Annotated in this window: 10 protein-coding genes; 9 read left to right on the forward strand and 1 reads right to left on the reverse strand. The window is 52.5% G+C overall.

What is annotated here, in order from left to right; translation table 11 throughout:
* Positions 1-234 precede the first annotated feature (234 nt).
* From modA to modC, 4 genes are read left to right on the forward strand one after another with little or no spacing between them, the layout of a single operon-like run.
* Positions 235-1,005 carry a molybdate ABC transporter substrate-binding protein gene (gene modA / locus VXJ35_RS23015; RefSeq protein ID WP_064023708.1) on the forward strand — a complete coding sequence of 257 codons (771 nt, stop codon included), beginning with the start codon at positions 235-237 and terminating at the stop codon, positions 1,003-1,005.
* A gap of 2 nt (positions 1,006-1,007) precedes the next feature.
* Complete coding sequence (locus VXJ35_RS23020) at positions 1,008-1,811, forward strand: sulfite exporter TauE/SafE family protein (protein ID WP_064023709.1); 804 nt, start codon at positions 1,008-1,010, stop codon at positions 1,809-1,811.
* A 14-nt stretch (positions 1,812-1,825) separates the two neighbouring features.
* Entirely contained in the window at positions 1,826-2,503 is a 678-nt protein-coding gene (modB, locus tag VXJ35_RS23025) for a molybdate ABC transporter permease subunit (RefSeq protein ID WP_064023710.1), read from the forward strand.
* Between the two features lie 4 nt (positions 2,504-2,507).
* Positions 2,508-3,578 (forward strand): molybdenum ABC transporter ATP-binding protein, encoded by a 1,071-nt coding sequence (gene modC / locus VXJ35_RS23030; RefSeq protein ID WP_064023711.1) that lies wholly within the window; start codon positions 2,508-2,510, stop codon positions 3,576-3,578.
* Here modC and VXJ35_RS23035 read toward each other — a convergent pair.
* A complete protein-coding gene (locus VXJ35_RS23035; RefSeq protein ID WP_157198340.1) occupies positions 3,567-3,833 on the reverse strand; it encodes a hypothetical protein in 267 nt (88 codons plus the stop codon). The two genes, modC and VXJ35_RS23035, sit on opposite strands and share 12 nt — an antisense overlap.
* Before the next feature lie 62 nt (positions 3,834-3,895).
* On the opposite strand from VXJ35_RS23035, the gene VXJ35_RS23040 reads away from it, so the two are divergent.
* The 5 genes from VXJ35_RS23040 (at position 3,896) to VXJ35_RS23060 (ending at position 12,867) form a co-directional block, all read left to right on the forward strand.
* Positions 3,896-4,351: a hypothetical protein gene (locus tag VXJ35_RS23040; protein ID WP_157198341.1), complete on the forward strand. Its 456-nt coding sequence runs from the start codon at positions 3,896-3,898 to the stop codon at positions 4,349-4,351.
* A gap of 90 nt (positions 4,352-4,441) precedes the next feature.
* Positions 4,442-5,803 carry a TolC family protein gene (locus tag VXJ35_RS23045; protein WP_064023712.1) on the forward strand — a complete coding sequence of 454 codons (1,362 nt, stop codon included), beginning with the start codon at positions 4,442-4,444 and terminating at the stop codon, positions 5,801-5,803.
* Positions 5,800-7,338, forward strand: coding sequence for an efflux RND transporter periplasmic adaptor subunit (locus VXJ35_RS23050; protein WP_157198342.1), 1,539 nt, complete (start codon positions 5,800-5,802; stop codon positions 7,336-7,338). The genes VXJ35_RS23045 and VXJ35_RS23050 overlap by 4 nt, the downstream gene beginning before the upstream one ends.
* 18 nt (positions 7,339-7,356) lie before the next feature.
* Complete coding sequence (locus VXJ35_RS23055) at positions 7,357-10,539, forward strand: CusA/CzcA family heavy metal efflux RND transporter (RefSeq protein ID WP_064023714.1); 3,183 nt, start codon at positions 7,357-7,359, stop codon at positions 10,537-10,539.
* Between the two features lie 3 nt (positions 10,540-10,542).
* Positions 10,543-12,867 (forward strand): cation-translocating P-type ATPase, encoded by a 2,325-nt coding sequence (locus tag VXJ35_RS23060; RefSeq protein WP_082881128.1) that lies wholly within the window; start codon positions 10,543-10,545, stop codon positions 12,865-12,867.
* Positions 12,868-12,876: the final 9 nt, after the last annotated feature.

Genomic DNA, 12,876 nt, shown 5'->3' on the forward strand with positions numbered 1-12,876 from the left:
GCTCTCTGATTGCTCACAAACCATCACCTTATCCCCTAAAAGCAGCGAACACATCCAAAATACCTTGTAAATCATGCCTCGGCCAGGTGGCGTCTATCCGATCTCACATGGCATGCGGATTGCTGCGTATATTATCGATATGTATCTTGGTATATTGCGGAGTTGCGTCGGTTTGTGGTTGTGTGGACGGCTATTTCCGACATACCTATTTTCACAACGATGAGGAATCTATTTATGAAGCTAGCCAAACTTTTTCTGTTCTTCTGTATTTCTTTGCTGTCCATGTCCGCACAGGCTGACAAAATCACCATAGCGGCTGCTTCTGATCTCAAATTTGCCATGGACGAGATCGTTTCTACCTTCAAACAGGACAACCCTGACGATCAGATAGAGCTGGCGTATGGTTCCTCGGGTAATTTCAATACCCAAATTCAACAGGGTGCGCCTTTTGATCTGTTCTTCTCGGCGGATATTGGCTTTCCGCGCGAACTGGTCAAGAATGGTCTGGCGGCGTCCGAGGTAAAACCTTATGCAGTGGGCCGTATCGTCTTGTGGAGCGCAAGCCTGGATGCCACCAAGATGACGCTAGCCAGCCTTACCGATCCGAGCATCACCCGCATCGCTATCGCCAATCCGAAACATGCGCCTTATGGCAAGCGGGCTGAAGAAGCTTTAAGAGCCTCTGACTTGTGGGAGCAAATCGAACCCAAACTGGTGTTTGGTGAAAACATCGTGCAAACCACCCAGTTCGTGCAAACCGGCAACGCCCAAATCGGCGTCATTGCTCTTTCACTAGCAGGCAATCCCGAACTGGCTCAAAAAGGTGGTTACTGGCTGATTCCCGATAATTTGCACGAGCCGCTGGAACAAGGCTTTATCATCACCAAACGAGCAGAGAACAATGCATTGGCCAAGCGCTTTGCCGACTATATGTTGAGCGGTCCTGTTCGCCTTGTGATGACTAAATACGGCTTTGTCCTACCCGGCGAAGCGGTCGGCAAATAGGGATGAGTTCACGTCTCCGTAGCGGCCAGAGCTTCATTGCCGGATCGCTGATCGGCACCTTGAGCGGTTTAATTGGCCTGGGCGGTGCGGAATTCCGTCTGCCGGTGCTGGTGGGGGTATTCAAATTGCCCACCCTGGAAGCCATCATTCTCAACAAAGCCATGAGTTTGGTGGTTGTCAGCGCCGCGTTGGTATTCCGAGCTAAGCAAATTCCAATCGATCAGCAGTTTGCACATGTTGATGTTACGTTGAATCTGCTGGCAGGCAGTTTGATCGGCGCCTGGTGGGCGGCGGGTCACGCGATGACGATGTCGCGGGTCTGGCTGAATCGCATCATCATGGTGTTATTGGCGGGACTCTCGCTGGTCATGTTGTCGGAAGCCTGGTTTGATTTACACAATGGCGTTACCGCGCTGCTTGATGCCGGGCTGTTGCGCTGGGTGGTCGGACTGATTGCCGGTTTCGGTATCGGCGTGGTGGCGGCACTGCTAGGCGTTGCCGGCGGCGAATTGTTGATCCCGACGATTGTGCTGCTTTACGGATTGGACATCAAACTGGCGGGTAGTCTATCGTTGACAGTCAGCCTACCAACGATGATTGTGGGTTTCGCCCGTTATACCCGCTCGGATGCATTCGCCGTGCTGTGCCATGAACAATCTCTATTTCGCTGGATGGTAGCCGGTTCAATCCTTGGTGCCGCTGTGGGCGGCTTGTTGTTGGGATTAATGCCCACGAACGTGCTGATGACCGTCCTGGGTTTAATCTTGCTGATTTCCGCTGCAAAGACCTTTCAACATGCTCATTAGAGACAACACATTTCATGATTTTGACCGATAGCGATCTTCAAGCCGTCTGGTTGACTGTCCGGCTGGCGGGCATTGTCACGCTGATTTTACTCACACTGGGTACGCCTATCGCCTGGTGGTTAGCGCGGACTAAAGCCTGGTGGAAAGGGCCGATAGGGGCAGTAGTCGCCTTGCCCTTAGTCCTACCGCCTTCCGTGCTCGGGTTTTACCTGTTGTTGGCAATGGGGCCAAATGGCCCGGTGGGATACATCACCCAAAGCCTGGGACTTGGGCTATTGCCGTTTACCTTCTGGGGCCTCGTTATCGCGTCGGTGTTTTATTCGCTACCTTTCATGGTACAGCCCTTGCAAAACGCATTCGAGGCGATTGGCGACCGACCGCTGGAAGCCGCCGCAACGTTAAGAGCTTCGCCGCTGGATGCTTTTTTTACGGTTGCCGTGCCGCTGTCATTACCGGGCTTTTTGAGCGCTAGTATCCTCACCTTTGCTCATACCGTGGGCGAATTCGGCGTGGTGCTGATGATCGGCGGTAATATTCCTGGCGTTACCCGTGTCGCTTCGGTGCAAATTTACGATCATGTTGAAGCATTGGAATACGTTCAAGCCCACCGGCTTGCGGCGGTGATGTTGGTCTTTTCCTTTCTGGTGTTGCTATCGCTCTACGTTTGGCGACCTAATCCCAAAAAAGGCTGATGGTATGGATGACATTACGGCTCGCTTTAAGATCAATTGGCCTAGCTTTGCGCTCAATGTAGACATCACCATTCCCGGACGGGGGGTGACAGCCTTGTTTGGTCATTCCGGCTCCGGAAAAACCACACTACTTCGCTGTATCGCTGGGCTGGAACGCGCTCCACAAGGATTTCTTAGCGTCAATGGCGAAGTTTGGCAGGATGATAATCACTGGATGCCGACACACAAACGTCCATTGGGTTACGTGTTTCAAGAGGCCAGCCTGTTTTCTCATCTAACAGTGATGGGTAACTTGCGCTATGGCTTAAAGCGGATATCCGATGCCCAACAAGTCAGCTTGACTCAATCCATTGACTTGCTGGGTATCAGTCATTTGCTGGATCGCAAGCCGGATAGTCTTTCCGGTGGCGAACGCCAACGGGTCGGCATTGCCAGAGCGCTGGCAGTCAGCCCACGGATTCTGCTGATGGATGAACCACTGGCTGCTTTAGACCTCAAGCGTAAGCAAGAGATTCTACCTTACCTGGAACAGTTGCATGATGAATTGAATATTCCGGTGCTGTATGTCAGTCATTCACCGGACGAAGTGGCTCGACTGGCGGACCATCTGGTTGTGTTGGATGACGGATATGTATTGGCGAATGGCTCATTGGCCGAAACCTTGGCAAGATTGGATTTGCCTATCCGGCTGGGTGAGGATGTCGGTGTAGTGATTGACGCCACGATTGGTGCTATCGACGAGCAGTGGCATTTAGCACGGGTCGATTTTTCCGGCGGGAGTCTGTGGACGCGGGATCGGGGCTTGCCGATTGGTCGCAGAGTTAGAGTTCGCGTGCTAGCGCGAGACGTGAGTCTAGCCGAAGAGCATCCTGGACACAGCAGCATTCAGAATGTGCTACGCGGTCGAATCGACGCCATCGCCAATGACGAACATCCTGGTCTGGCACTTGTACGTGTTCAGGTCGGCGATTCTACCTTGGTTGCTCGTTTGACCAAACGGGCGGCGGCTGAACTTAATGTCGCTTTGGGGCAGGAACTATGGGTACAGGTCAAATCGGTTGCGCTAATGGAATAACGGTATTCGAGCTTTGCTGATTCCACCAAAATGGACAATTTTTTCAATATTAGTGGCAGAAAATCCGGGATATTTCATTTTTTGTGTCAAAAGTGGGCATGGTGTGTGACATAAACTATGAAAATTCACTTTAAAATCAATCGACCATTTTTCACTTTTTGTGTCACTCGACAAGTGAAAAGCTAATGCCATAGATAATGAAATAACCCGACAGAACTGTTCGGCTAAAGCAATCAAGCAGCCTTTCAGGGTCATGCTCGCCGGTGTTTGTTCCTAAATGCTTGAATTATTTTGGATGGCGAGTATTCTTTTAAGGAATGGTTACCCTACTCCGCTTTAAAACTTGGCTTTCTATTGTGCTGATAATCGCAGTGCTCGGTCATTTTGGCTTGGGCCATCGAGATGTGTCGGCCTTTGTGCTATGTTTTGGTGCTGATGGTCATGTCGCTGTAGAGAAGAATGGAAAAGACCAATCCGTAAGTTTGACTGTTGTCACTCGTTTCAACGACGAGACAAATGCTCTTACGAGCGATGACAGCGATCCCTGCTCGTCGCCTTGCACTGACATCCCTATCGATGGTGATGATCACATTCCCCTACAATTAACAAATTTGTCAAAAGTAGCGATTGATATTGGGCTTTTGCCGGTATTTTTTCTGATTTCACTCTTGGTTCTTTATGCCAGAGTCATCATTCGGCAATCAGCTTTTTTAGATCCACCATTTACCGATTCCCGACTGCTTGCGCTACGCAGCACCGTTTTACTGATTTAGCCACCACTCCTAGCTGCAACTCACCAGCCGAAGGCGCAGGTTCATCTGTGTCCGTGTTGACGTTCCCTCTATGCTACGGAGAAATTTTCCATGTTCTCGAATTATGTGCGACCACTAGGCGTTGCACTGTGTTTATTGATTACTGCCGGCTCGGTCGATGCGAGTCCGGCAGACAACACGCTATTGCCGGCTCAATCAGGCAATCCGGGTGCAAACGGTTCCAGTGGGCAAACCATTGAGGAACCGGTCGGCTCCCTGGTTTTGTCTCAAGCGCTCGCCCTAGCGCTAACCCGGAATCCCGAGCTATCCGCTTTTTCCTGGGAGAGCCGAGCACAGGAAGCCGCCACCCTGCAAGCGGGCTTGTTTCCCAATCCCACTTTCAATGCCAATGCGGCGAATTTTGGGAATCAAGTGATCAAGGGCTTCGATGGCGATGTCGTCACCTTGGAACTCAGCCAATTGATCGAATTGGGCGGTAAGCGCACCGCTCGCATGGAAGCCGCATCGCTGACCAAACAATTAGCCGATTGGGATTACGAAACCAAGCGAGCCGATGTTCTCACTCAAGTTACTCAGGCATTTATTGACGTGTTGGCCGCCCAACAGCGCTTGACGCTAACACAGCAAATTCATGAATTAGCCAATCAGACTACGGTCACGACCTCTGCGCGAGTGCAGGCAGGCAAGGTATCGCCCGTTGAAGAAACCAAGGCTAAAGTTGCTCGCGCTTCGGTGCAAATCGAGCTGATGCGAGCCCAGAAAGAACTGGAAGCCGCCCGCAAGCGTTTAGCGGCCGGCTGGGGCAGCACGACGCCGCGTTTTGAGACGGTGAGCGGTAATTTGGAAAGCATACAAGCACCGGCTTCTCTGGAATCATTGGCGCAACGCCTCTCCAAAAATCCGGATTTAGCCCGTTGGGCAACCGAAATCACCCAACGTCAGGCGCTCATCACGATGGAAAAATCCAAAGCCATCCCGGATGTCACCGCGACCGTGGGTGCCAGTAAATATCTGATGCCCAATGATTACGCCTTAGTCGTTGGTTTTTCGATGCCATTGCCGGTATTTGACCGCAATCAAGGCCGCATTCAAGAAGCCGAGCATCGATTGACCAAAGCGGAAGACGAATTGCGCAGCACCGAGGTTCGCATCGCCACGGCATTGAACACCGCCTATCAAGCCCTGGATACCGCTCATTCCGAAATCACCACCTTGCAGCAAGACATTTTACCGGGTGCCCAAAGTGCTTATGACGCCGCCTGCGAAGGTTATCGTTTGGGCAAGTTTGGTTTTCTCGACGTACTGGATGCACAGCGCACGCTGTTTAGCGCCAAAAATCAGTATTTACTGGCCTTGGCCGAATATCACAAGTCCGTGGCCAACGTGGAACGTTTGGTCGGCAGCAATATGAACGAGACAGAGGCGGACAGCCAACCCGAGGTATCACCATGAACACGATTAACAAAAAACAATGGACCGCTATCGCCGCGATTATCGTGGTCGGCCTATTGCTCAGCCTATTTATTCTGAGCATCGACAAATCGATGCCCGAAGGCGAGGAACACGGCGAAGAAAACCATGCAGCGGCAAAAGTCGATAGCGCCGAAGGCGGTGACCATGCCGATGAAGCCAAGCAGGCTCAAGGCCCGCACGGCGGTGATGTTTACAGGGACGGTGATTTCAAGCTGGAAATCCTGCTCAGCGAGGAAGGTGGTGAACCGCACTTTCGCGTTTATCCGTTCAATCAGGATAAACCGCTTCAGCCCGTTGCCGATCAACTCTCCGTGCAACTAAAGCGCCCGAGCGGCGAGCAACAGCGCATCGAGTTTGCGCCTGAAAATGCGTATTGGCAGAGTATCCAGTCTATCGACGAGCCCCATGTCTTTGAAGCGAACGTGACGGCAAGGCTTGATGGTCAGACGTTTCAGTTTGCTTTCAGTAAAGAAGAAGGCAAAGTAACCTTGAGCGATCAGCAAATCGCCGAAACCGGTATCTCGATTCAGACCGCAGGTGCAGCGCACATCACCAGCTCTGTCACCCTACCGGGTGAAATTCGCTTCAATGAAGATAAGACCTCTCATGTGGTACCGCGTTTGGCCGGTGTGGTGGAGAGCATTTCCGCCAACCTGGGCCAGCAAGTCAAACAAGGTCAGGTCATCGCCGTGATTGCCAGTACGGCGTTGTCCGAGCAGCGTAGTGAATTGTTGTCGGCACAAAGGCGACTGGAGTTAGCCCGCTCTACCTTTGCGCGGGAAAAGCACTTATGGGAGGACAAAATCTCGGCTGAGCAAGACTACCAACAAGCCCGGCAGGCGATGCAGGAAATGGAAATCGCCGTTCATAATGCCCAACAGAAATTGATAGCACTCGGCGCAAGTCCTGCCGTGTCAGCCAGCGGCGGCTCACTCAATCGTTACGAAATTCGCGCCCCGTTCGACGGCATGGTGGTCGAGAAACACATCGCCATGGGAGAAGCGGTCAAGGAAGATGCCAGCATTTTCACCATTACTGACTTATCCTCCGTCTGGGCCGAAATTATCGTATCGGCAAAAGATCTCAATGTCGTGCAGGTCGGCAAACAGGTCAACATCAAGGCCACGGCGTTCGATTCTTCGGCAACCGGTACGCTGTCTTATATAGGCGCATTGATGGGCGAACAAACTCGCACCGCTACGGCACGCGTGACGCTGGACAATCCGCAGATGGCTTGGCGACCTGGATTGTTTATCACGGTCGAACTGCCTACCAAGGAAAGTGACGTGCCGGTCGCGGTGGCAGCCGATGCCATCCAGATGATCAAAAACAAGCCGACGATTTTTATTCGGGTACCCGGCGGCTTTATTGCTCAACCGGTCACCACCGGACTATCGGATGGCAAAGTCACCGAGATTGTGGCAGAACTCATGCCCGGTACCGAATACGCTGTCAATGGCAGCTTCGTCATTAAATCCGAGCAAGGCAAAAGCAGTGCCGAGCACTCGCATTGATCCCCAGGAGTTCGCATCATGTTTGAACGACTCATTCGTTTAGCGATCGAGCATCGCTGGCTGGTTATCCTGGCTGTACTCGGTATGGCAGGGCTCGGTATCTTCAATTACTCGATTCTGCCCATCGATGCCGTGCCGGACATCACCAACGTTCAGGTACAAATTAATACTACGGCACCGGGTTATTCGCCTTTGGAAACCGAACAGCGGATCACTTACCCCATCGAAACCGTCATGGCGGGTTTGCCGCATCTGGAACAAACCCGGTCGCTTTCGCGTTACGGCTTATCGCAGGTCACGGTGATTTTCCAGGACGGCACTGATGTCTATTTCGCCCGGCAATTGGTGAATCAACGTATTCAGGAGGCCAAGGATAAACTGCCTGCCGGTATCACGCCGGCGATGGGTCCCATTTCTACCGGTCTTGGCGAAATCTATTTATGGATAGTCGAAGCCCAAGAAGGGGCCAAAAAACCGGACGGTTCGGCTTACACCGCGACCGATCTGCGTGAAATCCAGGACTGGATTATCAAACCGCAGTTGCGCAACGTGCCGGGTGTCACCGAAATCAATTCCATTGGTGGCTACGCCAAACAATATCAGGTGGCACCGATTCCGGAAAAACTTGCGTCCTATGGTCTGACCTTGCAAGACATCGTTACCGCGCTGGATCGTAACAACAATAATGTCGGTGCCGGCTACATCGAAAAGCGCGGCGAACAATATCTGATTCGTGCGCCGGGCCAAGTGCATTCGATGGAAGATATTCGCAACATTATTCTCGGCAATGTCCAAGGCGTGCCCATTCGCATTCGCGATGTCGGTGAGGTCGAAATCGGCCGGGAACTACGCACCGGCGCAGCGACCGAAAATGGCCGGGAGATGGTGTTGGGTACGGTCTTCATGCTGATCGGTCAAAATAGCCGTGCCGTCTCGCAAGCGGTCGACAAAAAGATGGCGGAAATTAACCGCACATTGCCAGAAGGGGTACAGGCCGTGACGGTCTATGACCGGACGGTATTGGTCGATAAAGCCATCAATACGGTCAAGAAGAACTTAACCGAAGGGGCGATTCTGGTCATTGTGATTCTGTTCCTGTTCCTGGGCAATATTCGTGCGGCCATCATTACCGCAATGGTCATACCGTTGTCGATGCTGTTCACCTTCACCGGCATGGTGACGTACCAGGTCAGTGCCAACTTGATGAGTCTGGGAGCGCTCGACTTTGGTGTGATTATCGACGGTGCGGTGGTGATCGTCGAAAACTGTGTACGAAGGCTGGCCCATGCTCAGGAGCATCAGGGGCGTTCGCTAACACGTAGTGAACGTTTTCATGAAGTGTTTACGGCGTCGAAAGAAGCGCGGCGAGCGCTGTTATTTGGCCAGTTGATTATCATGGTCGTGTATTTGCCCATCTTTGCGCTGACCGGGGTGGAAGGCAAAATGTTTCATCCGATGGCTTTCACGGTGGTCATTGCCTTGGTGGGGGCCATGATACTGTCGGTGACCTTTATTCCGGCGGCCGTGGCGCTGTTTATCGGCGATAAAGTCGCCGAAAAGGAAAATGTGGTGATGCTGAGTGCCAAGCGTATCTATGCGCCGGTACTGGATAGAGTCATGAGCAACAAGCCGGTGATACTCACGCTGGCGGTGGTCGCGGTGATTCTGTCGGGCTTGTTGGCGACGCGGATGGGCAGCGAGTTTGTGCCGAGCTTGAATGAAGGCGATTTCGCCATTCAGGCAATGCGTATTCCGGGTACCAGTTTGTCGCAATCGGTCGCCATGCAGCAGCAGATTGAACAGGCTTTAAAGCAGCAGTTTCCAGAAATCGAACGGATATTTGCACGAACCGGTACCGCCGAAATCGCATCCGACCCGATGCCACCGAATATCTCGGATGGTTACATCATGCTCAAACCTCGCGAGAAATGGCCTGATCCCGATAAATCACGCGATGACCTGCTGGCGGCGATACAAGCGGCAGCCAACAAACTACCCGGCAATCTCTACGAGTTTTCCCAGCCAATCCAGTTGCGCTTCAATGAACTGATTTCAGGGGTGCGTAGCGACGTTGCGGTTAAAGTGTTTGGTGATGATATGGATGTATTGAATGACACCGCGACTGAAATTTCAGAGGTCATGGAGGTGATTCCCGGAGCATCCGAAGTGAAAGTCGAGCAAACCACCGGCTTGCCGATGCTAACAGTCAATATAGACCGGGATAAAACCTCGCGTTACGGCTTAAACGTCGGCGATGTGCAGGATGCGGTGGCTACCGCGATCGGTGGCACCGAAGCCGGCACCTTGTTTGAGGGGGACAGGCGTTTCGACATTATCGTGCGTCTGCCGGAGAACCTGCGCAGTAACCTGGATGCCATCAACCGCTTGCCGATCTCGTTGCCGCGCGGGCAAAACCCAGATGGACGAACCAGCTATATCCCACTGGCCGAAGTAGCCGGCCTGGAAATGGCCCCCGGCCCTAATCAAATTAGCCGTGAGGACGGCAAACGCCGAATCGTCATCAGTGCCAACGTGCGAGGCCGCGACATCGGCTCCTTTGTCGCCGAGGCCGAACAAAAGCTGCAACAAAAAGTCAAAATTCCATCCGGTTATTGGACGAGTTGGGGCGGACAATTCGAACAGTTGCAATCGGCCACCCAGCGCTTACAGATCGTCGTGCCGCTGGCATTGCTGCTGGTTTTTACGCTGCTGTTCATGATGTTTGGCAACGCCAAGGACGGTTTGCTGGTCTTTAGCGGCATTCCCTTTGCGTTAACCGGCGGCCTGGTAGCGCTTTGGTTCCGCGATATTCCGATGTCGATTTCGGCGGCAGTCGGTTTCATCGCTTTATCAGGTGTGGCGGTACTGAACGGGCTGGTGATGATTGCCTTTATCCGTAGTTTGCGCGACGAAGGCATGTCTCTGGACAAGGCGATTGTAGAGGGTGCTCTGACACGTCTTAGGCCAGTGCTGATGACCGCATTGGTGGCCTCGTTCGGTTTCGTGCCGATGGCAATCGCTACCGGTACCGGCGCAGAGGTACAGCGCCCGCTGGCGACTGTAGTGATCGGCGGCATTCTCTCGTCAACGATGCTGACATTGTTGGTATTACCCATTCTCTACTGGTTCGCGCATCGCCAAGACCAACCAGTAAATCCCATAATACCGGGAATTTCGCAGATTAATGCCAATGAGGATTAAACGATGAGTAGCTGCAAGCCATCAGAAAAAACCTGTTGTTGTCCTGGCGAGAAACCGGATAACCACAAACCAACGCTATCAAACGCGTCGAGTGGTATGACGTTCAAGATCGAGGGACTGGATTGCGCCGAAGAGGTTGCTACCTTGAAAAGCGCGATAGGGCCGCTAGTGGGGGGCAGTGACAAGCTGACCTTTGATGTTTTAAACGGGCGCATGACGCTGTTGTCTGATGCCGAGCCCGTGACTGAAAAAACCATCATCAAAGCGGTAGCGGCAACGGGCATGCAGGCGGCTCGTTGGCAGTCCGGTCAGACCGATGGCGATGCCAAACAACTGCACCGTTCGAAAACCGTTTATACCGTACTTAGCGGTGTATTTATCCTGGCAGGCATGCTGATTCATATCGCCATAGCCGGCGGCTTTGTGGATATTCAAACCGTTTTCAGCTCGGCAAAAAGCGGCACCCTGCAATGGGACGTGGTTACTCGCTATCTGTACAGCTTGCTAAATGCACATGCTCAGCAGGCGATGCCTTTGCCTGAAAAAATAGCCTTTGGTTTAGCGGTGGCTTGCGGTGCTCGGCATGTGATTGTGAAAGCGTTTTATGCCTTGAAACGCTTACGGGCGGATATGAATTTGCTGATGACGATTGCAGTTATCGGTGCGATGTTCATTGATGAATGGTTTGAGGCGGCAACGGTCAGTTTTCTGTTCGCGCTGTCTCTGGCGATTGAGAGCTGGAGTATTGGCCGTGCCCGGCATGCCGTTGAAGCCTTGCTGGATTTAGCCCCCTCGACGGTGACGATCAAGGATGAAGTCGGCCAAGAACGCATGGTATCTGCCACGGAAGTCAGTATAGGTACCCGTTTCATATTAGCGCCTGGGGCTAAAATTCCCCTGGATGGCAACGTAATTGCCGGTTTCAGTTCAGTCAATCAGGCGCCGATTACCGGTGAAAGCATGCCGGTTGCCAAGCAAGTGGGTGACGAGGTGTTTGCCGGAAGCATTAATGTTGAAGGAACCTTGGAAATTCGCTCGACCAAGTTGGTTTCGGACACCACCTTGGCGCAGATTACCCGGCTGGTAGGCGAAGCCCACGGTAAGCGAGCCGAGGTCGAGCAATGGGTGGAGAAATTTGCGCGTATTTATACCCCGGCAGTAATGTTGGTGGCGTTGGTGATGTGCATCATTCCGCCCTTATTTTTCGAAGGGGGCTGGAACGAATGGTTTTATCACGCCTTGGTGTTGCTAGTCATTGCTTGCCCCTGTGCATTGGTCATTTCGACACCGATAAGCATTGTCGCGGCGCTGGCATGCGCAGCCCGACAAGGCATTCTGATCAAAGGTGGCATTTATATCGAAACACCCGCCCATCTTGCTGCGATTGCCTTTGATAAAACCGGCACGCTGACTTCTGGTGAGCCCATCGTAACCGGTGTTTATCCATTCAATAGTCATAACGAAGAAGAACTGTTAAGCCGTGCCGCCGCACTGGAAGCACGAAGCAATCATCCGTTGGCAAAAGCCATTTTACGCTATACGGAACAACGCGGTATCAACGTGGCCAGCGCAGAGAATGTGACGGTGCTGCCGGGTAAAGGTGTCACCGGACTATTTAATGGCACGGATTTCTGGCTGGGATCGCGTCGCTATTTATTGGAACGTAGTCAGGAAGTACCGGAAATCAGTGAAAAAGCGATTGCCCTTGAACAAACGGGGCAAACCGTGATCGCCATTGGCAATGATCGGCATATTTGCGGTCTGATTGCCGTTGCTGATCAGCCTCGCGCCGACATCAGATCGATTTTGCAAGCGCTGAGACAGACTGGAATCCAACATTTAGCCATGTTGACCGGTGACAATCGGGTGACGGCCAATAACATCGCGGCCCAAATCGGTATCGATGAGGTACACGCCGAATTATTGCCCGCCGATAAAGTGGAGATCGTCAGTCAAATGGTCGAAAAATATGGACAGGTAGCGATGATCGGTGATGGCGTTAACGACGCACCGGCGCTGGGGCGAGCCAACCTGGGGATTGCCATGGGAGTGTTAGGGTCGGATGCGGCCATCGAAATAGCCGATATTGCTCTGATGGGCGATGACCTTTCCAAGTTACCTTGGCTGATCGAACATTCCAAAAGAACGCTAGCGATTATTCGCCAGAATATTGCTTTTGCGCTGACGATCAAGGCTGTGTTCGCCATCTTAGCCTTTGCCGGTGTGGCAACCTTATGGGAAGCCATTGCTGCCGATATGGGTGCGTCCTTATTGGTCGTGGCCAACGGATTGAGATTACTACACCCCAAAAACGTTTCTACTAAATAGCCTGAACAA

The sequence above is a fragment of the Methylomonas sp. DH-1 genome (assembly GCF_046097555.1).
GTDB classification, from domain to species: domain Bacteria; phylum Pseudomonadota; class Gammaproteobacteria; order Methylococcales; family Methylomonadaceae; genus Methylomonas; species Methylomonas koyamae.

Coding starts and splice junctions, on each gene's coding strand:
- modA (WP_064023708.1), top strand. CDS start 235: ATGAAGCTAGCCAAACTTTTTCTGTTCTTCTGTATTTCTTTGCTGTCC.
- VXJ35_RS23060 (WP_082881128.1), top strand. CDS start 10,543: ATGAGTAGCTGCAAGCCATCAGAAAAAACCTGTTGTTGTCCTGGCGAG.
- modC (WP_064023711.1), top strand. CDS start 2,508: ATGGATGACATTACGGCTCGCTTTAAGATCAATTGGCCTAGCTTTGCG.
- VXJ35_RS23020 (WP_064023709.1), top strand. CDS start 1,008: ATGAGTTCACGTCTCCGTAGCGGCCAGAGCTTCATTGCCGGATCGCTG.
- VXJ35_RS23055 (WP_064023714.1), top strand. CDS start 7,357: ATGTTTGAACGACTCATTCGTTTAGCGATCGAGCATCGCTGGCTGGTT.
- VXJ35_RS23045 (WP_064023712.1), top strand. CDS start 4,442: ATGTTCTCGAATTATGTGCGACCACTAGGCGTTGCACTGTGTTTATTG.
- modB (WP_064023710.1), top strand. CDS start 1,826: ATGATTTTGACCGATAGCGATCTTCAAGCCGTCTGGTTGACTGTCCGG.
- VXJ35_RS23040 (WP_157198341.1), top strand. CDS start 3,896: ATGGTTACCCTACTCCGCTTTAAAACTTGGCTTTCTATTGTGCTGATA.
- VXJ35_RS23035 (WP_157198340.1), bottom strand. CDS start 3,833: ATGACCCTGAAAGGCTGCTTGATTGCTTTAGCCGAACAGTTCTGTCGG.
- VXJ35_RS23050 (WP_157198342.1), top strand. CDS start 5,800: ATGAACACGATTAACAAAAAACAATGGACCGCTATCGCCGCGATTATC.